The organism is Halomonas saccharevitans (assembly GCF_900116405.1).
Lineage (GTDB): Bacteria > Pseudomonadota > Gammaproteobacteria > Pseudomonadales > Halomonadaceae > Halomonas > Halomonas saccharevitans.
Window position 1 is genome coordinate 1 of sequence record NZ_FPAQ01000034.1, and the last position, 24720, is coordinate 24720.

Here is a 24720-nt window from a genome sequence, read left to right on the forward strand (position 1 = left end):
CTCAACCACTGAACAAGGCGGCCTGACGCTGATAATGACCCGATCCGAGCTTAGATGACCTGTCAGGTGGTCCGAAGGATGGGGTCCACTTCACCGCAGCCACGCCTCCTGTTCGGCGTTGTACTCGCGCCCGGCCTTCTTCTCGCGGCCGAGCCAGAGGTTGAAGCGGCGCTCCACCACGGCATCGATGGGCTCCAGGGTGTCAGTCTGCCCCAGGGCGTAGCGCACCAGACTGACCACCTCGGTGAGCTGCTCATCCACCGGAGCACCACGAACCTGAGAGGCCTCCAGGCGCTTGTAGGCCTGCCAAACGTTGGCCACCGCCAGGTGAGGCGGCTTCTCCAGCATGGCGTTGACCAGCTCGCGGATGGCGGCATAGGTGAGCCGCTGCTGGCCTAGCGGCTGGTTGTAGAGAATCTGCAGGGCGGTCAGCTCGTCGCGGTGCTCCTCGATGAAGGCCTTGAAGCTGCTGATGGTCTGCTCGGCCCGCTGGTGGTCGAAGTCGGCGTGCACCAGGGCATCGGTGGTCACCTCGTCGATGACGATATCGCGCTTCTGCTTGATCTCCTTGAGGAGGGTGCGCAGCGCCGGCTTGTCGAAGGGCCGGCAGGCCTCATCCAGCCGCTCCTGTACCACGGCCTGCTCCTGCTCAGGCGTGGGGGCAGGGCCATGCCGCTCGGTGATGACGGCCTGCTGGTTGTCCGGGTCGATGGCATCGAGCAGCCGGTTCGCGAGCTGACGAGGCGCCTGGCCACCGCTGGCCTCGGCCAGGCGGGTGCGGTCCTCATCGGTCAGCTTGCGATCCAGGGCCGCCAGGCGAGCCGCCAGGGAGGACATGGCATCCTCATCGCGCCGGCCCATGGCGACCTGTTCCAGCAGCGCATCGAAGCTCAGCGACCGCTTGCGCTCCAGAGGCTGGCTGGCGTTCTTCTTCGATTCCGTTACCCCGACAGCGTCAATCAGGATGAAGCGGGTCTTGGTCTCCGCATCCGGTGTCACCGCCTTGAGGTCGGCGTCGGGGATGGTGCGCACGCCGCGCCCCTTCATCTGCTCGTAGTAGCCCTCGGACTTCACGTCGCGCATGAATATCAGCACCTACACCGGCTTGATGTCGGTGCCGGTGGCGACCATGTCCACGGTGACGGCAACCCGGGGCATGGGGTCGACCCGAAACGCCTTGATCAGCGCCTTGGGGTCCTCGCCGTTGTTGCGGTAGGTGATCTTCTTGGCGAAATCGTTTCCCTCGCCGAATACTTCCCGCACCGCATGCACAATTTCCTCGGCGTGGTTGTCGTCCTTGGCGAAGATCAGCGTCTTGGGCAGCCACTCCCCCGTGCGTTCCGGGAACAGCTCGGTGAACACGCGCTCACGGTAGGTCTGCAGCACGGTACGGATCTGGTTGGGGTTCACTACCGAGCGATCGAGTTCCTTGCCGGTGTACTCGAACTCCTCGTCCAGGGTCTCGTAGCGCATCTGCCGCGTGCGCCGGTCACGCACCGGCACCTGGTAGCCCACGTCGCCGGGCTCCACCTTGCCCCCCTCCTCGGTCACCCGGGTGCGGATGCGGTAGATCTCGTAGCCGACGTTGACTCCATCGACCACCGAGCGCTCGTAGGGATACTCGGCCACCAGGTTCTGGTTGAAGAAACCCAGGGTGTGCTTGGAGGGGGTCGCCGTCAGGCCGATGAGCGAGGCATCGAAGTACTCCAGCACCTGGCGCCACAGGCCGTAGATGGAGCGGTGACACTCGTCGGTGATGATGAAGTCGAAGGTCTCGATGGGGATCTCGGGGTTGTAGCCGAGGGGCAGCGGTTCCCCCTGCTCGCCCTCCCACTGCTCGAAGGCCGAGGCCTCCTCGTCGGCTTCATCCAGCGGATTGCCGCGCAGCATGGCGTAGAGGCGCTGGATGGTGGTGATCACCACCTTGGCATCGGGGTCGATGTGATGCCCGTGCAGGTGCTGAACGATGTAAGTGTCGTTGAAGCGGTTGGCAGCGCCCACCGGTTGGAAGTTCTGGAACTCCTTGAGGGTCTGGTCGCCAAGGTTGTTGCGTTCCACCAGGAACAGGATGCGCCTGGCACCCGCATGGCGGATCAGACGGTAAGAAAAGCTGCAGGCGGTGAAGGTCTTTCCCGAGCCTGTGGCCAGCTGGATCAGCGCTCGCAGGCGGTCTTCCGCCAGCGACTTCTCCAGGCCCTCGATGGCCTCGATCTGACAGTCACGCAGCCCCTGGGTCTCTAGGGGCGGCATCTGGCGCAGCCGGGCACGCAGGGTCTCCGACTGGCGTAGCCACTCATGCAGCGTTTCCGGGCGGTGAAAGGCGAACACACGGCGAGAACGCGGCTTGGGGTCTCGCAGGTTGCAGAAGAAGGTCTCGTCGCCGGTGCTCTCGTAGTGGTAGACGAGCCGCTGCTCCCAGCGGGCCAGGTGTTCGGGCAGCTGAGCCACGTACTTGGCCGATTGCTCGGCAACACCGCTGAGCGTCACCCCGGCCTTCTTGGCCTCGATGACCCCAGCCGCCTTGCCGTCGATGAACAGCAGGTAGTCGCAGTAGCCGGCGGGCAGGTGGAACTCCCGCACGGCCACTCCGAGCGCCGCCTGTCGGTCGAAGTCGCTTCTGTCCTGGATCATCCAGCCTGCATCCCTCAGCAGCTGATCGATCCGGCTCCTGGCCTGCTCCTCCGGCTGTTGCACGGCTCCCCTCCATCCCCTGGTCATCGCGTGGGTGGTCCCACGTCTGCTCTGTCTGCCCCGTCCCTGGCGGCCAGGACAGGCCGGCAGCCCTGGCTCAGTGCTGCCCGGTCGCCTAGTGACGAAGAGGCGCTACCCCAAGCGTACCGGCTAATGCGCTGGTTTTCCTGCTGGAGCCTGAGCCGTTGAGCCCTGGTTGATGATGGCGGCAACAAGCCGCGAATCGGCTCCGTGAATCGCCCCGGGTTTCGTAGACATATCCAAGCCTGATACTGAAGACACCAAGGAGGTCCAAAGAGGTCCTATGAAAAGCCAGCGATACCCCGAAGAATTTAAGCTCGAAGCCGTCAATTAGGTAACGGAACAGGCCACCCCGTCACGTGGGTGGCCGCCCATCTTACAGTCTCCATGAGTGGATGAAGCGCTACTTCCCCTTGCTACTTTTCGTGAAAGTAGGGCTTCCTACTGCTGGATAGGTGGTGGTATCGCTACCATTGAATGATTGGGAGGATTTTAGGATGATATTTTATTTTCATCCCACAGTTCCTGGGCCTGCCCATGTGGGCCAACCCCGATTGGCGCGGCGGCCTCTATCCGCCCCACGGCGGCAGCGATGACTGGCTCGGTGACTATGCCCGGGTATTTTCCACCGTGGAGGGCAACACCACCTTCTACAGCGGGGCGCCGCGGGCCTCGACGGTGGACGCCTGGGCGCGCCAGGCGCCGCCGTCGTTCCGTTTCTGCTTCAAGCTGCCGGCGAGCCTGACCCACGAGAAGCGCCTGGAGGGCATCGAGGCCGACCTCGATGGCTTCTTCGCGGCGCTCGCGCCTCTGCACGATCGGCTCGGGCCGACCATGGTGCAGCTGCCCCGGGACGTCGGCCCCGAAGCGCTGCCCCGGCTCGAGGCGCTGCTGAAACGCTGGCCGGCGGGGCTGCCCTGCGCCGTCGAGGTTCGCCACCGGGAATTCTTCCACAAGGGGGAGGCCGAGACGGCCCTCAACCGATTGTTGATAACTCACGGCGTCGATCGGGTGATGCTCGACGTTCGAGCGCTCTTCGCCACGCCTCCCGAGGCGCATGCCGGCCTGGCTCGGGCTCAGGCCGAGAAGCCGCGACTCCCGTTACACGTGCTTTCCACGGGAGACTTCCCGCTGGTGCGCTTCATCGGCCACCTTGACGACGCCATCAACGAGCACACGGTTACCCCCTGGATCGAGCGCCTCTGCCTGTGGATAAAACAGGGGAAAACCCCTTTCCTGCTTGTGCACACGCCGGATAACCGCCAGGCGCCTGAGCTCGCGCGACGCCTGCATGCGCGGATCGCCGAACGTGTGGCGCTCCCTTCCCTGGAGGCCTTCGCCGGAGAGGCCCAGGCCTCGCTGTTTTGACCTGTCCTGCCCAGCGACGAAAGGCGCCGGCGGTTTTGCCCGGGTGACTAGTCAACAAGCGTATGATCGGATACTTTTACGGGTCGATCGTCACTTGCCATCGGATCTTGTGGGGTTTCATACGTATCCCGTGTGATTCCTCGCCGTGATCCATCAGGAGGTGTCCGCGATGCGCCTCGCAGAGGCCTCGCGGAAGTTGTACCGGCAGCGATCCTGTCTGGCATCCGTAATGCCCTTGAAAGCGCCACTTCGTGATCCGGAGTGGCGTGGACGTGGCGACTACAACCACAACGCCGTCATTGCATCCGATCGATCGATGACGACACGTACCATCAGGGTGATTTATGTCTACCAAGCAACACGCACACTGGTCTTCTCGACTGACCTTCATTCTCGCGGCCACCGGCTCCGCGGTCGGCCTGGGGAATATCTGGAAGTTTCCCTACATGGTGGGCGACAGCGGCGGTGGCGCCTTCGTGCTCATCTATCTGCTCTGTATCGGCCTGGTCGGGCTGCCGATCTTGGTGGCCGAATGGCTGGTGGGTCGCCGGGGGCAGAACAATCCGGCCAACGCCATGGCCGACCTGGCCAAAGCGTCCGGAGCCTCTCGCGGCTGGATGATCGTCGGCATCAGCGGCATCCTCGGTGCCTTTTTGATCCTCTCCTTCTATAGCGTGATCGGCGGCTGGTCGCTCTACTACACCCTGAGCTCGGTGACCGGGGCCTTCAGCGGTCAGGACGCCGACGGCATCAGCGCGCTGTTCAGCGGCATGCTGGCGAGCCCCGGCCTGCTGCTGGTGGGTCACTCGGTGTTCATGCTGCTGGTGATCGGTATCGTCGCCCGCGGCGTGACCAAGGGCCTCGAGGGCGCCGTGCGCAGCCTGATGCCGGCGCTGGGCGTGCTGCTGGTGGTGCTGGTGGGTTACGGCATGACCACCGGCCACTTCGGTCAGACCCTGAACTTCATGTTCAACCCGGACTTCTCGAAGGTGGACGGCGGCGTGATCCTGGCGGCCATGGGTCAGGCCTTCTTCACGCTGTCGCTGGGCATGGGCATCATGATGGCCTATGGCTCCTACCTGAACGAGGAGATCAACCTGCTCAAGACCGCGCGGACCGTGATCATCCTCGATACCGTGGTGGCGCTGGTCTCCGGCCTGGCGATCTTCCCCATCGTCTTCGCCAACGGCCTGGATCTCAGCTCAGGCCCGGGCCTGATCTTCGTCACCCTGCCGCTGGCCTTCGGCAACATGGGCGGCGGCGTCATCCTTAGCCTGATGTTCTTCCTGCTGCTCACCTTCGCGGCCCTGACCTCGGCGATCTCGCTGCTCGAGCCGGCGGTGGAGTTCGTCGAGGAGCGCACTCCGCTGTCGCGCATCGCCTCCACCCTGGTAGCCGGGGCGGCGACCTGGGCACTGGGCATTGCGGCACTGCTGGCGTTCAACGTCTGGGGGGATGTGCTGATCTTCGGCCTGAACATCTTCGATCTGCTCGACACGGTGACCAGCAAGTTCCTGCTGCCGCTGACCGGCCTGATGGCGATCGTCTTCGTCGCCTGGGTGCTGGACAAGGAACAGGTTCGCGAGGAGCTGGGACTGGACGTCTATGACTTCAGCGCCTGGAATATCCTGGTGAAGTACGTCGCGCCGCTGTGCGTGATCGCGGTGTTCGTCTCCAGCCTCTGAGCATGGCTCGCCGGCTTTCGCCGGCGCGTCGCGTCTCCAACGAGCCCCGCCCCGCGGGGCTCGTTGCGTGAGGGGAGAGGCACCGCGCTTGGCGGTCAGTGCATCTCGTCTTCCGCCGACGCCTCGTCGGGGAGCGGGGCGATCTCCTGGGACAGGCGCTTGAATTCGTTATGCAGCTCGATGCCGCGGCGGGCGCGCAGGTTACGTTGGGCGGCGGAGCGCGATCGCTGCTCGTGCTCGACGACCTCCATGCCCATGAAGATGTCGAGGAGTTCACTCTTGAGGGAGGATAACCGTTCGACATTACGCATGATCGACTCTCCTAAAAGATTCGCGACACTGCATAGTCTTACTATATCTCACTTGACAAAATGGTGACGGCTCATGAGCAAAATGCACAACGCGCCGTCAACGCTTCGCGTCGCGCCTCTCGCCGAGCCTTCGTGCCCGACGGGGTGCGCATCGCCCCTCGGCTTGGGGCATACTGTGATCATGAATCTGCCCATCTTCTTGCCGCCTCGCCCTCGCCGTGAGGCGGCTCGCCAGCAAGGAGTCCCCGCGTGAGTCGTGCCCTGTTCGATGAGATGAGACGTCGCATGGAGCACTTTCGCCGCTCCGAGCAGAAGGTCGCGCGCTTCGTGCTGCGCAACCCAGAGGAAGTGATCCACATGCGCATCGTCGACCTGGCCACCGAGGCCAAGGTCAGCGAGCCCACCGTGGTGCGCTTCTGTCGCGCCCTGGGCTGCAACGGCTTCCAGGATTTCAAGCTGCAGCTGGCGCAGATGCTGGCCTCCGGCAGCCAGTTCGCCCAGTTCTCGATGAACGACAGCGACTCGGTGGTGGAGTTTTCCCACAGCATCTTCGACTCTACCGTGGGCACCCTGCTGTCGGTGCGCGACCGGCTCGACAACGAGGCGCTGAGCCAGGCCATCAACGCCCTGGCCATGGCCAACCGGGTGGAGTTCTACGGCTTCGGCGCCTCGGGGGCCGTGGCCGCCGATGCCCAGCACAAGTTCTTCCGCCTGCAGATCTCCACCGCCGCCTACACCGACCCGCACATGCAGAACATGTCGGCGGTGACCCTCAAGGAGGGCGATGTGGTGGTGGCCATCTCCCAGACCGGCCGCACCCGGGCGCTGGTGGCCAGCGTGCGCCTGGCGCGCGAGGCCGGCGCGACGGTGATCGGGCTCTGCCCCAGCGGCTCGCCGCTCGCCGAGGAGGTCACCCTGCCGCTCTACATCGACGTCCACGAGGACACCGAGATCTATACCCCCATGAGTTCGCGCATCGCCCACCTGGTGCTGGTCGACGTGCTGGCGGTGGGCGTGGCCAAGACGCGGGGCCCCAAGCTCGCCGAGCAGCTTCGCGAGGTGAAGAAGAGCCTCAATCCACTGCGCTTCCCCGAGCAGGATGGCAAGTCCTGAGTCGACCCCCGATATGCTAAGCTGGCTCTCCATTTTTTGACCCGGCTTTCCCTGCGCTATGGACGACGTCACGGCGATTCTCGACCACATGAACCCGGCCCAGCGCGAGGCCGTCAGTGCTCCCCAGGGCAACATGCTGGTGCTGGCCGGGGCCGGCTCCGGCAAGACCCGGGTGCTGGTTCACCGCATCGCCTGGCTGATGCAGGCCGAGGGGCTCTCGCCCTATGCGCTGCTCGCCGTGACCTTCACCAACAAGGCGGCGCGCGAGATGCGCACCCGCCTGGAGGCGCTGCTCGGCATCTCGCTGCGCAACGTCTGGGTCGGCACCTTCCACTCCATTGCCCACCGCCTGCTGCGGACCCACTGGCAGGACGCACGCCTGCCCCAGCACTTCCAGATCATCGACAGCGATGATCAGCTGCGGCTGGTCAAGCGGCTGCTCAAGGACCACCGCGTCGACGACGAGCGCTTCCCGCCCCGCCAGGTGCAGTCGTTCATCTCCGGCTGCAAGGAGGAGGGGCTGCGTCCCCATCAGGTCGATGCCCACGGCGATGCCTACATGGCGCAGATGGTCGAGCTCTATGAGCGCTACCAGCTCACCTGCGAGCGCGGCGGCCTGGTCGACTTCGGCGAGCTGCTGCTGCGGAGCCTGGAGCTGTTGCGCGACAATCCCGCGCTGCTGGCCCATTACCGTGAGCGCTTCGGCCACGTGCTGGTCGACGAGTTCCAGGACACCAACACCCTGCAGTACGCCTGGCTCAAGCTGCTGAGCGGCATGTCGACCCCGATGACCGTGGTCGGCGATGACGACCAGTCGATCTACGGCTGGCGCGGGGCGCGCATCGAGAACATCCGCCGCTTCGAGCAGGAGTTCCCCGGCACCAAGACCGTGCGCCTGGAGCAGAACTACCGCTCCACCAGCGCCATCCTCGACGCCGCCAACGCCCTGATCAGCCACAACAGCGAGCGCATGGGCAAGGAGCTGTGGACGGCCGGCGACCGCGGCGAGCCGATCTCGGTATACGCGGGTTTCAACGACCTCGACGAGGCGCGCTTCATCGTCGATACCCTCCGCGAGAAGGTCGACGAGGGCGTCAATCGCCGTGAGATGGCGATCCTCTACCGCTCCAACGCCCAGTCGCGTGTACTGGAGGAGACGCTGATCCGCCAAGGGGTGCCCTACCGCATCTACGGCGGCCAGCGTTTCTACGAGCGGCTCGAGATCAAGAACGCCCTGGCCTACCTGCGCCTGCTGCTCAACCGCGACGACGACGCCTCGCTCGAGCGGGTGATCAACGTGCCGGCCCGGGGCATCGGCACGCGTACCGTGGAGGTGCTGCGCACCCGGGCGCGGCAGACCGAGGTCTCGCTGTGGCAGGCGCTGCACGATGCCCTGCTCGACGCCTCGCTCAAGGGCCGTGCCGCCACGGCCGTGCGCGCCTTCAGTGAGCTGATCGAGCGGCTCGATAATGACACCGCCGGCCTGGCGCTCCATGAGATCATCGATCACGTCATCACGACCTCCGGGCTGATCGAGCACCACCGCAGCGAGAAGGGCGAGAAGGGCCAGGCGCGGGTCGAGAACCTCGAGGAGCTGGTCACCGCCGCCAAGGCCTTCACTCAGGGCGAGAGCTTTGAGCCGCCCGAGGCCGGCGAGGGCGGTGCGGCGCTGGAGGCCTTCCTCTCCGAGGCGGCGCTCAACGCCGGTGACCACGAGGCCGACGAGTTCGAGGACTGCGTGCAGCTGATGACGCTGCACTCGGCCAAGGGCCTGGAGTTCCCGGTGGTGTTCATCGCCGGGGTCGAGGAGGGGCTCTTCCCCCACAAGATGTCCATGGAGGAGCCAGGACGCCTGGAGGAGGAGCGTCGGCTCTGCTACGTGGGCCTGACCCGCGCCATGCGCAAGCTCTACCTGACCCACGCGGAGCTGCGTCGGCTGCACGGCAAGGAGACCTTCCAGCGGCCGTCGCGCTTCCTGCGCGAGCTGCCCGAGGAGTATCTGGAGGAGGTGCGCCTGCGCGGCCAGATCTCGCGGCCGGTCACCGCCTCGCGCCCCGGGCCGCGCCAGGAGAGCGTCGACGGCGGCGCCGACCTGCCGTCCCTGTCGCTGGGCCAGCGGGTCAGCCATCCGGTCTTCGGCGAAGGGGTGATCCTCAATGCCGAGGGGGAGGGCGAGCGCGCCCGGGTACAGGTCAGCTTCGAGGGCGAGGGCGACAAGTGGCTGGTATTGGGCTTCGCCAAGCTGACGCCGCTGTGATGCGTCCCGGACCGCTGTGCGCGGTGCTTGCCGGCTAATTCAGCCGTGACGCATACTCTTGGGCGGACACGTCTTTAGCCCGCAGCCACTGCGGGAAGAATAATCACACCTGGAGTCATGCTCGCCATGCAACGCCGTCAGTTTCTCAAGACCGTGGGCGTCGGTGCCGCCGCCGGCGCCACCGCCTCCTTTATCTCCACGGCCAGCGCCCAGGAGATCATCACCTGGGACATGGTGACCTCCTGGCCGAAGAACTTCCCGGCGCTGGGGACCGGGGCGAACGACTTCGCCGAGCGCATCGAGCGGATGTCCGGGGGCCGCATGAAGATTCGCGTGCACGGCGCCGGCGAACTGGTCCCGGCCCTGGAGGTATTCGACGCGGTGGGGCAGGGCACCGCCGAACTGGGTCACTCCGCCTCCTACTACTGGCGCGGCAAGACCCTGGCCGCCCAGTTCTTCACCGCCGTGCCCTTCGGCATGACCACCACCGAGACCAATGCCTGGCTCTACCACGGCGGCGGTCATGAACTCTGGGACGAGGAGTACGCCAAGCACAACCTCAAGCCCTTTCCGGTGGGCAACACCGGCACCCAGATGGCCGGCTGGTTCAAGAAGGAGATCAATACGCTTGCCGACATGCAGGGCCTCAAGCTGCGGCTGCCGGGGCTGGCCGGTGAGGCGATGAACCGCATCGGCGTGACCACCGTGAACACCCCCGGGTCCGAGATATTCACCTCCCTGCAGACCGGCGTGCTGGACGCGGCCGACTGGGTCGGTCCCTACAACGACCTGGCCTTCGGCCTGCACCAGGTGGCTCAGTACTACTACACCTCGGCCTGGAACGAGCCCAGCGCCGTGCTCGAGGGGATGGTCAACCTGGATGCCTGGAACGCCCTGCCCGATGACCTGAAGGCCGTGGTCAGCGAGGCGGCCATGGCCTCCAACCTGGCGATGAGCAGCGAGTTCGCGGTGCGCAACGCCGAGGCCCTCGAGACCCTGGTCGACGAGCACGGCGTCGAGCTGCGTACCTTCCCCGAGGAGGTGCTGGTGGCGCTCCACGACGCCGCTCGGCAGGTTCTCGAGGAGCAGGTGGATAAGGACGAGGCGTCGCGCCGGGTCTACGACTCCTACACCGCCTTCCAACGGAAGGTGCGTCGCTTCACCGACGTGGGCGAGTTTGCCTACCTGAAGACCCGCGAGAAGGTCGGCGCCTGACGCTGCGCTCGAGCGGTCGCAGCACCCAGGCCAGGCGCACGGCCGTAGGCGCCCAGCTGGCGCCTCCGGCCTGCACCGAGGGACGACGAGGGTCGATCCGCGAGAGGTGAATCAGGCTTCTTGGCGCACGCCGCGGATACGCCCGTTCTCGTCCAGAGCGACCATCACGAAGCGCGCCTCGGTGACCTTGTGCAGCTCCTGGGGATCGCGCTCGTGGGGCGCGCGAATCCACACCTCCACGTCGATCTTGATCGAGCTGTGGCCGATCTCGCTGACCCGGGTGAAGATGTTCACCATGGAGCCCACCCGTACCGGGCAGAGGAAGTCCATGGCCTCGATGGCCACGTTGGCCGTGCGGCCCAGGGCCTCGCGGCCGGCGGCCACCTCAGCGGCCTCGTCCATGCGGGCGACCAGCCAGCCGCCGGGAATGTCGCCGTGCAGATTGGTATCCTGGCGGCTGGCCAGCAGCTTGAGGGTCAGCTGACCCTGCGGGGCGGGGGTATCGTCGATGTCTGTCATGGCGGGCGTTTCGACTCGCATTGTTGTTGTGGGGGGCATCGATGGGGTGGCGGTGTTCATCGGTGCTCCATGGTATACGCCGAGGACCCGGCTTCACCACCGTGGCGGCGCGACATCCTGCCGCCGGCCGCGATCTCCCTGCAGCCTTACCTTCACCTTCGCGCTTCGAGGAGCCGTCATGCCCGTCGTCCTGTCCCGCCGTCTGATCCCCTGGCTGCTGCTGATCGCGTGTGGCGTGATGATGATTCAGGCCCAGGCCCAGGCCCAGATCCAGGATCGGGATCGGGCCGAGACGCCGGTGCGGCTCGGGGAGCGTGGCCAGGTCGAGGAGATCGCCGGGACCCTGGGCACGATGGGCTCCGATACCATGGCGGGGCTGATGCTGCGCTGGGGAGAGGCACTGGCACGCCGCCACCCCGGCATTCGCCTGCAGCTGCAGGCCAGCGGCTCGGCCAGCGCGCCACCGGCGCTGGTGGCCGGGACCACCCGGCTGGGGCCGATGTCTCGCCCCATGAGCGACGTCGAGCACCGCGCCTTCGTCGCGCGCCACGGTTATCCGCCGCGGGAGCTCACGGTGGCCCGCGACGCCCTGGTGGTGGTGGTGCACCGTCACAATCCCCTCGCGGGCCTGGGGCGCCGCGAGCTGGATGCCGTCTTCTCCGACACGCAGCGCTGCGGGGCGCCGGGGGCGATCCGCGACTGGCAGGCGCTGGGGCTCGATTGGCCCGAGGGGCGCATCCGCCTCCACGGCCGCAACGCGGCCTCTGGCACCCAGGCGCTATTTCGGCGGGTGGCGCTCTGCGACGGCTTCTTCCGTCCGGCGGTCAACGAGCACCCCGGCTCGGCCGCGGTGGTGGCGGCGGTGGCCGAGGATCCGCGAGCCATCGGCTATGCCGGCCTCAATCACCTGACACCGGGCGTCCGGGCCATGGCTTATCGCGATGATGACGGAACGCTTCGCGCCCCCGATCCCGAGGCGGTGCGTCGCGGTGACTATGCCCTGTCGCGCGATCTCTACCTCTACCTCAACCTGCCGCCCGGCGAGGCGCTGCCGGCCCCTGAACGCGCCTTCATCGACCTGGTGCTCTCGCCAGAAGGCCAGGCCATCGTCGAGGAACTCGGCTTCGTCGCCCTGCCCGAGGCGCAGCGACGGCGGCAGCGCCGCGCGCTGGCGCTAGAGGTTGGCGGTTGACGCTGTCATCCCCTTGTCATCACCGTGTCGTACTCTTTCGTTAGCCCTCGTCTTCTTCAGGTCCGGTCATGCTCGACTCCCCCCCGCCGACTGCCGTGCGACGCCGCCTGCGTCAGGGGCGTGATCGCCTAGCCACCGCGCTGATCACCGCCGGTGGCATCGGCGTGATCGCCGCGCTGCTGGCCATCGGGATCTTCCTGGCGGTGGAGGTGGTGCCGCTATTCTGGCCGACGGGGGATTCGAGTGCGATCAGTCCCGAGGCGCTCTGGGGTGTCGGAGAGGATGCCGGCGAGGCCGCCGATGAGGCCATCCGCCATCGCTGGGCGCCCACGGCCAGCCTGGCGCCGGGCGAGACGCCGCGGATCAGCCTCGCGCCGCTGGCCTGGGGGACCCTGGAGGCGGCCGCCTGGGCGCTCGCGATCGCCGTGCCCCTGGCGCTGGGGGCGGCGGCCCACTCGTCGCTCTTCATGTCCCGGCGCCTGCGCAGCCGCCTGAAGCCCACGCTGGAGCTGATGGAAGCGCTGCCGGGCGTGGTCGTCGGCTTCGTCGCCGGCCTAGTGCTGGCGCCCTGGGTCGAGCGTCATCTGGCCGAGGTCGTCGCCTGCCTGGTGCTGCTGGTGCCGGGGCTGCTGCTGGCCGGCGGGCTGCGCTCGTGGCTCCCCGCGCCCTGGCGCGAGGCCCTGCCGCTGGGCTGGGCCGGCCTGTGGCTGGTGCCCTGGCTGGCGCTGGTGCTGGCCGCGTCCGTGTGGCTCGCTCCCTGGCTCGAGGCCGTCGCGTTCGACGGCGACCTGCGCCGCTTCCTGGAGCTGCGCCTGGGGCTCGATATCGCCGTGCGCAATGCCCTGATCGTCGGCGCGGCGATGGGCTTCGCCGTGATGCCCAGCGTCTACGCGCTGGCCGAGGACGCCCTCTCGGGAGTGCCGGCGAGCTTGGCGGAGGGCGCCCAGGCGCTGGGGGCGACCCGCTGGCAGACTCTCTGGAGGGTGGTGCTGCCCGCGGCCTCGCCGGGCATCTTCTCGGCGGTGATGATCGGCGCCGGGCGGGCCGTCGGCGAGACCATGATCGTGCTGATGGCCAGCGGCAATGCCGCCCTGATGACCCTGAACCCGCTGGACGGCCTGCGCTCCCTGGCGGCGACCATCGCCATCGAGCTGCCGGAGGCCGGCCCTGGGGGCATGCACTATCAGCTGCTGCTGTTGGCGGCCCTGGCACTTTTCGTCTTCACCTTCCTGGTCAATACCCTGGCCGAGCTGGTGCGCACGCGCCTGCGCCGCCGCTATCAGCGGTTGGGAGGCGGTTCATGAGGGCCGGATCATGAGGGAAGCGTCATCTCGCCGACTGCGCCTGCCCCGCGGTGAAGGCGCCGGCGCCTGGCTCTGTGCGGGCAGCGTGGCGCTCTCGCTGCTGGCGCTGCTGGCGCTGCTGGCGCTCTTGACCGTGCGCGGCCTGGGACACTTCTGGCCGTCGCCCGTCGAGCTGGTGGTGCTCGAGGATGGCCGGCAGCTCGCCGGCGAACGGATCCGCGAGGTGCCGCTTGCACGGGGCGACGGCGTCGAGCGGCTCTATCGCACCGGCAACCGCGACCTGGATGGCGATCGCTGGGCCTGGGTGAGGGTTGCGGCCATCGAGGCGGTGAGCCATCCCGTGGATCTGGTGGTGCTGGAGCGCCGCCGCTGGGGCCAGGCGATCGGCCGGCTGGCGGCGTTTCAGGCCGCCAGTGGCGAGCGGATCGAGGGGGAGGCCGCCTGGGCGGCGCTGGAGGCGCGCCTCGACGAGCTGACCGCGCTGCGCGACGCCCGCGACCGCCTGCGCGAAGAGGTGATCCTGCCCCTCGCCGCGCGACGCGGGGACGAGGGCTTGGCGGACGGCGAGCTCACAGCGGCCCATGGCCGCCTGCGCGAGCTGCAGGCGGCCATGGCGGGAGGGCGCCTGATCCTCGACACCGCCGACGGCGATTCGCTGTCGGTCCCGCTTGAGCAGGTGCTCGGCGCGCGTCGCCCCAACGCCATGTCGACGCTCGACAGGCTCGCCGCCTGGGGCGAGGGCGTCTGGCGCTTCCTCTCCGAGGGGCCGCGGGCGGCCAACACCGCCGGCGGCGTCTGGCCGGCGATCTTCGGCACCGTGCTGATGGTCATGCTGATGTCGATCCTGGTGACGCCTTTCGGCGTGCTGGCGGCGATCTACCTCAACGAGGTGGCCCACCAGGGGCGGCTGACCCGGCTGGTGCGCATCGCCGTGCGCAACCTCGCCGGCGTGCCCTCCATCGTCTACGGCGTCTTCGGCCTCGGGGTCTTCGTCTACGGGATCGGCGGTCGCCTGGACCGCTGGTTCTTCGAGGCGTCCCTGCCCTCGCCGACCTTCGGTACCGGCGGGCTGCTGTGGGCCTCCCTGACCCTGGCGCTGCTGACCCTGCCGGTGGTGATCGTGGCCACCGAGGAGGGGCTGGCGCGGATTCCCGACCAGCAGCGCGAGGGCGCCCTGGCACTGGGCGCGACCCGGCTGGAGATGCTCTCCCAGGTGGTGCTGCCGATGGCCGCCCCGGCCATGCTCACCGGGGTGATCCTGGCCGTGGCCCGGGCCGCCGGCGAGGTCGCGCCGCTGATGCTGGTGGGCGTCGCCAAGCTGGCGCCCCAGGTGCCGGTGGACGGCGACTTTCCCTTCCTGCATCTTGAAAGGAAGTTCATGCACCTGGGCTATCACATCTTCGACGCCGCCTTCCACGGTGGCGATGTCCAGGCCGCGATGCCGCTGGTCTATGCCACGGCGCTGCTGCTGGTGCTGGTGATCCTGGTGCTTAACCTGACCGCAATATTTCTGCGTCATCATCTCAGTACGCGTCACGGGGCGCTCACGCGTCGATGAGCCCTCAAGCGCGGCGCCACCCGGGAGTCTCGATGCCACTCGTGAAGGAACAGCGCTCGTCGCCCGACTCGGCGGCGATCATCGACTTTCCCCCCGAGGCCAGCAGCCTGGCCATCCGGGGGCTGAGTCTCGCCTATGGCGACAAGCCGGCGCTCAACGACCTCACGCTGAGGGTGCCGCGGCATCGCGTCACCGCCTTCATCGGACCCTCGGGCTGCGGCAAGTCGACCCTGCTGCGGGTGCTCAATCGTCTCCACGACCTCAACGACGAGGTGGTGCGCGAGGGGGAGGTACTGCTCGAGGGGGAGGACATCCACGCCCCCGAGGTGTCGGTGGCGGAGCTGCGGCGGCGGGTGGGCATGGTGTTCCAGTCGCCCAATCCCTTCCCGATGTCGATCCACGACAACGTGGCCTTCGGGCTGCGCCTGCAGGGCGGCCTGAGCAAGCGCAAGCGCGACGACATCATCGAGTGGGCGCTGCGCTCGGCGGCGCTGTGGGACGAGGTGAAGGATCGGCTGCGCGCCTCGGCCTGGTCGCTCTCTGGCGGCCAGCAGCAGCGCCTGGTGATCGCCCGCACCCTGGCGGTAGGCCCCGAGGTGCTGCTGCTCGACGAGCCGGCCTCGGCGCTCGACCCGATCTCGACGCTGAAGATCGAGGAGCTGATCCGCAATCTGAAGTCTCACCTGACCCTGGTGCTGGTCACCCACAACATGCAGCAGGCGGCGCGGGTCTCCGACTACACCGCCTTCCTGCAGCACGGGGAGCTGGTCGAGTACGCGCCCACCGATACCCTGTTCACCAATCCGCGCCTGGCGCGCACCGAGAACTACATCACCGGGCGCATGGCCTGACGGCCGGCCCCAAGGAGAGATCCCATGGACATTACCAGCGATATCCACAGCCAGCATATCTCGCGGCAGTTCAACCAGGAGCTCGACGAGCTCAAGACGCACCTGATGGCCATGGGCGGCCTGGTCGAGAAGCAGGTCCAGGACGCCGTGGGCGCCCTGCTCGACCACGACTCGGAGCTTGGACAGCGGGTGGTCGACAACGATCGCGCCGTCAACGACATGCAGATCAAGATCGACGAGGAGTGCACCCAGGTGCTGGCGCGGCGCCAGCCCACCGCCTCGGACCTGCGCCTGGTGCTGGCGGTGATCCGTGCCGCCTCCGACCTGGAGCGCATCGGCGACGAGGCGAGCAAGATCGCGCGCAACGCCATCGACCTGATCGAGTCCGACAGCGGCAACCGCGGCTTCGTCGAGGTGCGCATGATCAGCGAGCACGTGCGCCGCATGGTGCGCGATGCCCTGACCTCCTTCGCGCGCCTCGACACCGAGCTGGCGCTGAAGCTGGTCCACGAGGACGACGAGGTCGATAACGAGTACGGCAGCGCCATGCGCTCGCTGATGACCTTCATGATGGAGGACGCCCGCTCGATCTCGCCGGTGCTCAGCGTGATGTGGATCCTGCGCGCCCTGGAGCGCATCGGCGACCACGCCAATAATCTGGCCGAGTACGTCGTCTACCTGGTCAAGGGGCTCGACATTCGCCATACCGACCCCGAGGATCTCGATAAGGACATCTTCGAGCGCGACTCTTGACCTCGTCCCTGGCTTGACCCTCAATGCGCAGGCCGCCGCCCCTCGGGTGGCGGCCTTCACGTGCTGATGAGGACTGTCCGGATGCTCAATGCCCTGACCGCGCTGACCCGCGGCACCCGCCTGGTCTACTCTCGCGGCTTGCGCCGCTACGTGTTCCTGCCGATACTCGTCAACCTGCTGGTCTACGGCGCCATGCTCGGCTATGTGGTGGGCAACTTCGGTGGCTGGCTCGACGGCTGGATGGCCATGGTGCCCGAGTGGCTCTCCTGGCTATCGTGGCTGATCTGGCCGCTGTTCGTGGTGAGCCTTACGCTGATCGTCTTCTTCACCTTCACCCTGGTGACCCACTTGATCGCCGCGCCCTTCTACGGCTTCCTGGCGGCGCGGGTGGAGGTCGAGGTGACCGGGCGGCCGCCGCTGGATGACCGGGGGCTTACGAAGACCGCCGTGGACGCCATGGGTCGCGAGCTGGTCAAGCTGGCCTACATCCTGCCGCGCATGGCGCTGCTCTTCGTGCTGAGCTGGATCCCGGTGCTCAATCTGATCGCGCCGCTGCTGTGGGCGGCCTTCACGGCCTGGATCATGGCGATCACCTACCTCGACTACCCGATGGACAACAACAGGGTCAGCTTCCGCGACATGCGCCAGCGCCTGGGCGCGCGCCGCTGGCCGACCCTGACCTACGGCGGCTGGGTGACCCTGATCACCTGGCTGCCGCTGGCCAACCTCTTCCTGCTGCCCGGCGCCGTGGCCGCCGCGGTGCTGATGTGGGATCGCCACTATCGCGGCCTGGAGACCGTCACCCCGTCTCAGGCGCGCTGATCCCCCGGGGGCGGCGTCACGCCGGCTCGGCGAGGCGTCGCCCGGCGCTCGCCTCCGCATTATTGTGCACGCCTGATGAGATCGTCTGGTCCACCCCGCGGATCCGGAAGCGTCCGATGAGGGTATTCATCTCACCGGTCTGATCATCCAGGGAGCGGCTGGCGGCGGCGACTTGCTCCACCAGGGCGGCATTCTGCTGGGTGACCTCCTCCAGCTGGGCCATGGCCCGGTTGATCTGCTCGATGCCGGTCGACTGCTCATCGGTGGCCGCCGACATGTCCCGAACCAGGGCATCGAGATCGCGCACCTGCCGGGCGATGCTGTCCAGCGTATCGCTGGTGGTCTTGACCAAGGCCTCCCCGGTATCGATGCGTGCCACGTTGTTGTCGATCAGTCGTCGGATCCGTTCGGCTTCCTCGGCGCTGCGGCTGGCCAGCTGACGAACTTCGCTTGCCACCACGGCGAAGCCACGACCGTGCTCGCCGGCGCGTGCCGCTTCCACTGAGGCATTCAGGGCCAGCAGGTTGGTCTGGAAGGCGATGCCATCGATGGCGCCGACGATGTGGGTCACCTGCTGATTGGCCGCATGGATCTGCTGCATGGCCTCTCGGGCCTGGCTGGCGACCCGGCTCGACTCGCCGGCCTCGTCGGCGACCCGGTCGGTCATGGCCTCGGCCTGGCGGGCGGTCTCGGCGGTATGACGCACCGTGGCGGTGATCTGCTCCATGCTGGAGGCGGTCTCGACCAGCGAGGCCGACTGCTGCTCGGTGCGCTGTGCCAGGTCCTGGTTACCCATGGCGATCTCGCCGCTGGCCACTTCCACGGACTGGGCGCCGCGACGAATGTTGCCAACCAGCCGTTCGGTTTCGTCCGAGGAGTCATTGAAGGCCAGATAGAGCGACGAGAGCTCGTCGCTGCCGGGCACCGTCAGGCGCCGGGTAAGGTCGCTGCCACGCTGCCGGATGGCTTCCAGGTTGCGGTTCAGCGGCCCCAGGATGCTGTGCACGATCAGGCTTGACAGTGCGATGGCTAGTGCCGAGGCGAGCAGCGCGATCGCCAGGTATTGCCAGAGCTCGCGTCGCGCGGTATCACGGCGGTCGATGGCACCGTCCAGGATCTGCTGCGACACCGCTTCCTCCACGGCCTTGAGCCCTTCGATCTTGCGGGTCTGCTGGTCGAACCACTGCTGGGGATCGACGTCATAGCCGCCCTCGGTCCCTCGCTCCATGGCGAGCCTGCGAAGTGCCTCGAGTCGGCTGATCGTCGGTCCGCTGAGCTCCTGGTCGAGGCGCTTGCCTAGCGCGGCGTCGGCCTGGGCACGAAAGCCCTGGAGAAAGGCGGCCTCTTGGCCGAACATGGCGAGCAGGCGACGGTATCGGACCTCCGACATGGTGTTGGCGGCAAAGGCGCCGGCCAGCAGGGCGCGCTCGATACCGGCCAGGTCTTTGGCCTGCAGCAGGTTGAAGTAGCCGCCCAGCTGGCGGGTGATTGCTGCGGAGTCGGCGACATGGCTCAGGCGACCCACCATGTCCATCAATGAGTGGTTCAGGGCGGTATAGTGCCCCACGACCTCATCGCTTGACACATCTAGGGCATCGACCCGCTGGCGCAGCGCCGTGGTCTCGGCCATGCGACGGCGGATCTCGATGGTGCCCTCGGCAAGCTGCTGATCGAGGGTCGCTGGGGCCAGCGCGTCGAGGACCCCCACAAAGTCCGCGTAGCGGGCATCGGTCGTCGGGAGCTGCTCCGTCAGGCGCTCGCCAAACCGCCGCCCGTTGCTGCCCAGATAGCCCGCGGACAAGCCACGTTCGAGCTGCAGGGCATGGACCAGCTGGCCGGCCTTGCCTGAGAGTCGCGTCAGTTGGACGAGATTGTCCATGTTGGTGGCTAGGTGCTGGCGTTCGAGGGCACCGCCGGTGGCGAACCAGGCCAGCGCCAGCAGGGGCAAGGCCAGAACCAGCCAGAATTTCCGCGAGACGGGAAGGCGATGTAGCAGGGCGATCATGGACGCGTCACTCCAAGGGTCAGGGACTGCCACCTCCCTGAGGAAGCCGTCCGGGGCGAACTCCCTACGGCTTACGGCGCCCTGAGGCCTGACTTGAGTCCTGGGGCGAAGAGAGACCGTTGGAGATGACCTGCATCAAGTCAGGACACGTCAGCCGCCTGCGAGGCCGTCGGTGTCCGGCCATCGACCAGCCGGGTGATGGGGAAGACGCAGCGGAAGGTGGCGCCGCGGCCGGGGCGGGAGTCGATCTCCAGGCGGGCGTCGTGGCGCAGCAGCACGTGCTTGACGATGGCGAGCCCCAGGCCGGTGCCGCCGGTGGCGGTGCTTCTGCCCTTGTCGACGCGATAGAAGCGCTCGGTGAGGCGCGGCAGGTGCACCGGATCGATGCCCTCGCCGTCGTCCTGCACCTCCAGGCAGGCGCCGTCTCCCTGGGCCCGCCAGCGCAGCACGATGTGACAGCCGTCGCCTGAGTAGCGCACGGCATTGAAGGCCAGGTTGGAGAGCGCGCTGCGAATCTCCTTCTCGTTGCCGATTAGCGAGCCGGCCGCCGTGTCCTCCACCGAGATGGCGTGGCGACCGCCGGAGAGCGCCTCGGCGTCCCGGCGCACCGCCTCGAGCAGCGTCGCCATGTCGAGCGGGCCATCGTGGCGGCCGCCCCGATCGATCTCCAGGCGCGACAGCAGCAGCAGGTCATCGACCAGGTTCTGCATGCGCTCGGTCTGGGCCTGCATCGACGCGAGGCCGCGGCCCAGGCGGGACGGCAGCGCCTCGGCCATGTCGGTGTAGGTCTCCAGGTAGCCGGCAAGCACCGTCAAGGGCGTTCTCAGCTCATGGGAGACATTGGCCACGAAGTCGCGGCGCATCTGCTCCAGGCGGTGCAGGCGGGTGATGTCGCGGGCCATCACCAGGCGCTCGTCGTCGCCGTAGAGGGTGATCTGGAACTGCAGGATGGTCGCCTCGTCGATGGGCGAGGCCAGGGTCAGCGGCTCACGGTAGTCGCGGCCGTGGAAGTAGTCGACGAAGCGCGGGTCGCGCAGCAGGTTGGTGATGTGCTGGCCGCGGTCCTGCTGGGGCTGGAAGCCGAGCATCTGTTCGGCGGCGCTGTTCCACCACTCCAGGTCGCCGTGACGGTCGAGCATCACCACGCTGTCGCGCATCGCCTCCGACGACTCCTGGATGCGCTGCAGGGTCGCGCGCAGGCGCTGCTGGGTGATTCGCTGGCTCTTCTGGTAGCGATAGAGGCGGTCAAACAGCTCGCCCCACAGGCCGCTGGCGGCGGGCGGCTCCTCCTGGGGGCGATGGGTCAGCCACTGGTGGAGGGCGTGGAGCTGGCGCAGGTGGAAGGCCAGGCAGAGCGCGAGGCCGGCGGCGATGCCGGTCGGGATGGCGGCGAAGGGCCAGCCGAGCAGGGCGCCGGCGGCGACCAGGGCCGCCAGGCGCCAGCATTCGTGTCTCCAGAGGCGACCCACGTCAGCCCTTGGCGGAGAACCGGTAGCCGGTGCCACGCACGGTCTGGATCAGCTGGTGGTAGGGCTCGCCCAGCGCCTTGCGCAGGCGGCGGATGTGCACGTCCACGGTGCGCTCCTCGACATAGACGTTGCCGCCCCAGACCTGATCGAGCAGCTGGCCGCGGGTGTAGGCGCGCTCCTGATGCGTCATGAAGAACTGCAGCAGTCGGTACTCGGTGGGGCCCATCTCAAGCGACTGGCCGTCGACGCTGACTCGATGGCTGACCGGATCGAGGAGCAGGCCGTCGATCTCCACCGCGTCCTCGACGCCCTGGGGGGTGGCGCGGCGCAGCACCGCCTTGAGGCGTGCCACCAGTTCCCGCGGCGAGAAGGGCTTGGTGATGTAGTCGTCGGCCCCGGCCTCGAGACCCTGGATCTTGTTATCCTCCTCACCCTTGGCGGTGAGGAGGATGATCGGCAGCTCGGCGGTGGCCTCCTCACGCTTGAGGCGGCGGGCCAGCTCGATGCCGCTGATGCCGGGCATCATCCAGTCGAGCAGCACCAGGTCGGGCTGGTGGTCGACCACCATGGCATGGGCCGCCTGGGCACTGTCCGCCTCGAGGACGCGATAATCGGCCATCTCCAGCGCCACCGCGATCATCTCGCGGATCGGCGCCTCATCGTCGACGATCAGTACGGTCTTGGCGCTCATCCCGAAGCCTCATGGTCAATGTCAGGTCGATGACGATGACAACACGTCATGATGACAATAGCGTGACAGGTACGGCCTGTCGCCGGCTCAGCCGCCCTGCTTATCCGCCAGGTCCCGCCGGCCACAGCGAGAGCGCGATGCCGGCGAAGGCCACCAGGCCCGACCAGTGGTTGTTGAGAAAGGCCTGGAAGCAGCGGTCGCGATCGCGTTCGCGGATCAGCCGCTGCTGGTGCACGAAGGTCGCCGCCATGGCGGCGAGTCCCAGCCAGAAGAAGCCCCCTAGTGCGAGCAGGGCCCCGGCCCAGGCCAGCAGCGCCAGGGTCAGGCCCTGCAGCAGGCCGATCATCAGCCGGTCGGCGCGGCCGAAGAGCACCGCGGTGGACTTGATGCCGATCTTCAGATCGTCGTCGCGGTCGACCATGGCGTACTCGGTGTCGTAGGCCACCGTCCAGGCCACGTTGGCGGCGAACAGCAGCCAGGCGACCGGCGGCACCGTGCCGAGCACCGCCCCGAAGGCCATGGGGATCGCCCAGGAGAAGGCCGCGCCGAGAAAGGCCTGGGGCAGGTGGGTGTAGCGCTTCATGAAGGGGTAGATGGCGGCCAGGGCCACGCCCACCACCGAGAGCATCACCGTGAAGAGGTTGGTGAAGCAGACCAGCACGAAGGCCGACATCACCAGGATCGCGAAGAGCCCCTGGGCCTCTCCCTCGGCGATGCGGCCGGTGGCCAGGGGGCGGTTCTTGGTGCGCTTGACGTGGCCGTCGAGGTGGCGGTCGGCGTAGTCGTTGACCACGCAGCCGGCGGCGCGCATCAGGTAGACCCCGACGATGAAGATCAGCAGTACCCGGCGTCCGGGGAGCCCCTCGGCGGCGATCCACAGTGCCCAGAGGGTGGGCCACATCAGCAGCCAGGTGCCGATAGGGCGGTCCAGCCGGGTCAGGTGCAGGAAGTCGGGCAGTCGCGCCAGGCCCCTGGGGCGCATCAGGGATCGATCCATCTGGGTCTCTCGCTTATATAGGCGTGCCGGCAGAGCCTAGCGTGAAGGGAGCCCGAGGTCATCCATCATGCTGTCAAGGAAATACTCCTGGACCAGCACGGCGAAGCGCCGGTGGCGAAATACCGAGCGGCGCGCCCAGGGGCCGCGGGCGGCGGGAAAGGACGCCGGATGGTCGGCGACCTCCAGGGGACCGCGGACCAGGTCGGGCTGTCGGAACAGCCAGCTGCCCAGTGAGCGCTCGCCCAGGCCCTCGAGGCGCTGGCCGTGCAGCCCGTCCAGGGGCACCACCGAGCGGGCCATGACCCAGGGACGCTCGTCCAGGCACAGCGCCACCTCGCGCAGCCAGGCCAGACGCGTGTGGGGCAGCCCCAGGGCCAGGGCCTCGTCGCGATGGGGGCGGCCGAGGCGCTGGTCCAGCAGGCGCACCCGGAAGTCGCGCTGGCCCCCGGCGGCGACCAGCCGGGCGGTGAGCGAGTCGCGTGAGGCGACCCAGCGCCACCAGTCGGGGCTCATGGCGGGGCGTGCCGCCGCCAGGGGGCGCCAGCGTGGATCGCTTCCCGGGCCGTTGCTCACCGTGTCTCTCCGCGTCGATTTCGAGGGCGGCTAGTGTACCATGTCGAGCCGACACGCTTTCCCGCGACGGGCCGCCCCGGCCCCCGACTCGAGGAGTTCCATGACCGCCCCCCTGACCATCATCGGCTCCGGCATGGCGGGTCTCGGACTGCTGCGTCAGCTGCGCCAGCTCGACCCCGCGCGACCGATGACCCTGATCACCGCCGACAGCGGCGACGACTACTCCAAGCCGTTGCTCTCCACCGGCTTCGCCAAGCGCCTCCCGCCGTCGCGCCTGGCGGCGCGCTCGGCTCTCGAGGTGGCCGACGAGCTCGGCGCCGTGGTGCGCACCCATACCCGGGTCGAGGCGATCGACGCCACGGCCCGGACGCTGACGATCGGCGCCGAGACCCTGCCCTGGAGCGAGCTGGTGCTGGCCACCGGCGCGGCGCCGGCGTGGCCCTTCACGCTGCCCGAGGCCGTCGACGAACGCGTCTTCAGCGTCAACGACCTGGACGACTACCGCGCCTTCCATGTGGCCCTGGCGGCGCTCGGTCGGCCGGCTAGGGTGGCGGTCATCGGTATCGGCCTGGTGGGATGCGAGTTCGCCAACGACCTCGCCGCGGGCGGACACGCGGTGGAGCTGGTGGCGCCGGAACCGGCCCCCTTGCCGCGGCTGATCCCCGAGACGCTGGGCCACGCCCTGGGCGAGGCCTTCCGCGAGGCCGGCATGGCCCTTCACACCGGGCGCACCCTGGTCCGGCTCGAGGCCGAGGGCGATGGGGTCGCAGTGGAGCTCGACGACGGCGCGTCACTCTCGGCCGACCTGGTGCTGGTGGCCACCGGACTCAGGCCGCGCACCGCGCTCGCCGAGTCGGCCGGGCTCGCGGTCAGCCAGAGCGGCATCCACACCGACCGCCGGCTGGCGACCTCGGCGTCCGGCATCCACGCCCTGGGCGACGTGGCCTGCGTCGACGGGGTCAATGCCATGTACGTCCAGCCGCTGCTGGCCAGCGCCAAGGCCCTGGCGCGGACCCTGACCGGCACGCCCACCTCGGTGGCCTACGGCCCCTGGCCGGTGCTGGTCAAGACGCCGCTGCTGCCGGTGGTGGCGCTGCCCCCCGCCCGCGCGCCGGCGCGCTGGCGCCTCGAGGGAGAGGGCCGCGACCTGACGGCGCTGGCCGAGGACGAGGCGGGACGGCTGATCGGCTTTGCGTTGACAGGGCGCTGCGTGCGTCGGAAAGTCGAACTGGCGCGAGCCGCGCCGCCGTTGCTAGGCTAGGCTCGTCAACCACCGGGCCTCGCGCGGTCATCGAGTCGCGGCGCCATCGTCATGAGCACGATGG

21 protein-coding genes are annotated in these 24720 nt (G+C 68.0%); 12 read left to right on the plus strand and 9 right to left on the minus strand.

What is annotated here, in order from left to right; genetic code table 11:
* Positions 1 to 90 precede the first annotated feature (90 nt).
* Together BM388_RS18010 and BM388_RS18015 are read right to left on the minus strand one after the other, a co-directional pair.
* Positions 91 to 1083, minus strand: a complete 993-nt coding sequence (locus tag BM388_RS18010) for a type I restriction-modification enzyme R subunit C-terminal domain-containing protein (RefSeq protein WP_217641074.1) — start codon at positions 1081 to 1083, stop codon at positions 91 to 93.
* Between the two features lie 12 nt (positions 1084 to 1095).
* Positions 1096 to 2694 (minus strand): type I restriction endonuclease subunit R, encoded by a 1599-nt coding sequence (locus tag BM388_RS18015; RefSeq protein ID WP_217641075.1) that lies wholly within the window; start codon positions 2692 to 2694, stop codon positions 1096 to 1098.
* Between the two features lie 555 nt (positions 2695 to 3249).
* Here BM388_RS18015 and BM388_RS13900 point away from each other — a divergent pair.
* Both BM388_RS13900 and BM388_RS13905 read left to right on the plus strand, forming a co-directional pair.
* On the plus strand, positions 3250 to 4080 hold the full coding sequence (locus BM388_RS13900) for a DUF72 domain-containing protein (RefSeq protein ID WP_175535103.1): 831 nt from the start codon (positions 3250 to 3252) through the stop codon (positions 4078 to 4080).
* A 344-nt stretch (positions 4081 to 4424) separates the two neighbouring features.
* Complete coding sequence (locus tag BM388_RS13905; protein WP_089851191.1) at positions 4425 to 5765, plus strand: sodium-dependent transporter; 1341 nt, start codon at positions 4425 to 4427, stop codon at positions 5763 to 5765.
* Positions 5766 to 5860: 95 nt separating this feature from the next.
* On the opposite strand, the gene BM388_RS13910 is transcribed toward BM388_RS13905, so the two are convergent.
* Positions 5861 to 6076, minus strand: coding sequence for a PA3496 family putative envelope integrity protein (locus BM388_RS13910; protein WP_089851193.1), 216 nt, complete (start codon positions 6074 to 6076; stop codon positions 5861 to 5863).
* 249 nt (positions 6077 to 6325) lie between these two features.
* Here BM388_RS13910 and hexR point away from each other — a divergent pair, with 249 nt between their 5' ends.
* The 3 genes from hexR (at position 6326) to BM388_RS13925 (ending at position 10661) form a co-directional block, all read left to right on the plus strand.
* Positions 6326 to 7189: a transcriptional regulator HexR gene (gene hexR / locus BM388_RS13915; RefSeq protein WP_089851195.1), complete on the plus strand. Its 864-nt coding sequence runs from the start codon at positions 6326 to 6328 to the stop codon at positions 7187 to 7189.
* A gap of 58 nt (positions 7190 to 7247) precedes the next feature.
* Positions 7248 to 9446 carry a DNA helicase II gene (gene uvrD / locus BM388_RS13920; RefSeq protein WP_089851197.1) on the plus strand — a complete coding sequence of 733 codons (2199 nt, stop codon included), beginning with the start codon at positions 7248 to 7250 and terminating at the stop codon, positions 9444 to 9446.
* A gap of 126 nt (positions 9447 to 9572) precedes the next feature.
* Positions 9573 to 10661, plus strand: a complete 1089-nt coding sequence (locus BM388_RS13925) for a TRAP transporter substrate-binding protein (RefSeq protein ID WP_089851245.1) — start codon at positions 9573 to 9575, stop codon at positions 10659 to 10661.
* Positions 10662 to 10772: 111 nt separating this feature from the next.
* Here the strand turns inward: BM388_RS13925 and BM388_RS13930 are convergent, their stop codons facing one another.
* On the minus strand, positions 10773 to 11180 hold the full coding sequence (locus BM388_RS13930) for an acyl-CoA thioesterase (RefSeq protein WP_089851200.1): 408 nt from the start codon (positions 11178 to 11180) through the stop codon (positions 10773 to 10775).
* A 178-nt stretch (positions 11181 to 11358) separates the two neighbouring features.
* Between BM388_RS13930 and BM388_RS13935 the strand changes: the two genes are divergently transcribed.
* The 6 genes from BM388_RS13935 (at position 11359) to cysZ (ending at position 17660) form a co-directional block, all read left to right on the plus strand.
* On the plus strand, positions 11359 to 12372 hold the full coding sequence (locus tag BM388_RS13935) for a phosphate ABC transporter substrate-binding protein (RefSeq protein WP_245781558.1): 1014 nt from the start codon (positions 11359 to 11361) through the stop codon (positions 12370 to 12372).
* A 68-nt stretch (positions 12373 to 12440) separates the two neighbouring features.
* Positions 12441 to 13676, plus strand: a complete 1236-nt coding sequence (locus BM388_RS13940; protein WP_089851202.1) for an ABC transporter permease subunit — start codon at positions 12441 to 12443, stop codon at positions 13674 to 13676.
* A 10-nt stretch (positions 13677 to 13686) separates the two neighbouring features.
* On the plus strand, positions 13687 to 15234 hold the full coding sequence (gene pstA, locus BM388_RS13945) for a phosphate ABC transporter permease PstA (protein ID WP_089851204.1): 1548 nt from the start codon (positions 13687 to 13689) through the stop codon (positions 15232 to 15234).
* A gap of 32 nt (positions 15235 to 15266) precedes the next feature.
* On the plus strand, positions 15267 to 16085 hold the full coding sequence (pstB, locus tag BM388_RS13950) for a phosphate ABC transporter ATP-binding protein PstB (protein WP_089851206.1): 819 nt from the start codon (positions 15267 to 15269) through the stop codon (positions 16083 to 16085).
* 24 nt (positions 16086 to 16109) lie between these two features.
* Positions 16110 to 16838: a phosphate signaling complex protein PhoU gene (gene phoU / locus BM388_RS13955; protein ID WP_089851208.1), complete on the plus strand. Its 729-nt coding sequence runs from the start codon at positions 16110 to 16112 to the stop codon at positions 16836 to 16838.
* A gap of 81 nt (positions 16839 to 16919) precedes the next feature.
* On the plus strand, positions 16920 to 17660 hold the full coding sequence (gene cysZ / locus BM388_RS13960; protein ID WP_089851209.1) for a sulfate transporter CysZ: 741 nt from the start codon (positions 16920 to 16922) through the stop codon (positions 17658 to 17660).
* A gap of 16 nt (positions 17661 to 17676) precedes the next feature.
* Here cysZ and BM388_RS13965 read toward each other — a convergent pair whose 3' ends face one another.
* From BM388_RS13965 to BM388_RS13985, 5 genes are all read right to left on the minus strand, one after another.
* Positions 17677 to 19665 (minus strand): methyl-accepting chemotaxis protein, encoded by a 1989-nt coding sequence (locus tag BM388_RS13965; RefSeq protein ID WP_089851211.1) that lies wholly within the window; start codon positions 19663 to 19665, stop codon positions 17677 to 17679.
* Positions 19666 to 19805: 140 nt separating this feature from the next.
* Positions 19806 to 21134, minus strand: coding sequence for a phosphate regulon sensor histidine kinase PhoR (gene phoR, locus BM388_RS13970; protein WP_089851213.1), 1329 nt, complete (start codon positions 21132 to 21134; stop codon positions 19806 to 19808).
* 1 nt (position 21135) lies between these two features.
* On the minus strand, positions 21136 to 21825 hold the full coding sequence (phoB, locus tag BM388_RS13975; RefSeq protein ID WP_089851215.1) for a phosphate regulon transcriptional regulator PhoB: 690 nt from the start codon (positions 21823 to 21825) through the stop codon (positions 21136 to 21138).
* 100 nt (positions 21826 to 21925) lie between these two features.
* Positions 21926 to 22822 (minus strand): 4-hydroxybenzoate octaprenyltransferase, encoded by an 897-nt coding sequence (ubiA, locus tag BM388_RS13980; RefSeq protein ID WP_089851217.1) that lies wholly within the window; start codon positions 22820 to 22822, stop codon positions 21926 to 21928.
* 36 nt (positions 22823 to 22858) lie between these two features.
* Complete coding sequence (locus BM388_RS13985; protein ID WP_089851249.1) at positions 22859 to 23335, minus strand: chorismate--pyruvate lyase family protein; 477 nt, start codon at positions 23333 to 23335, stop codon at positions 22859 to 22861.
* A 160-nt stretch (positions 23336 to 23495) separates the two neighbouring features.
* Between BM388_RS13985 and BM388_RS13990 the strand changes: the two genes are divergently transcribed.
* A complete protein-coding gene (locus BM388_RS13990; RefSeq protein WP_089851219.1) occupies positions 23496 to 24656 on the plus strand; it encodes an FAD-dependent oxidoreductase in 1161 nt (386 codons plus the stop codon).
* Positions 24657 to 24720 lie beyond the last annotated feature (64 nt).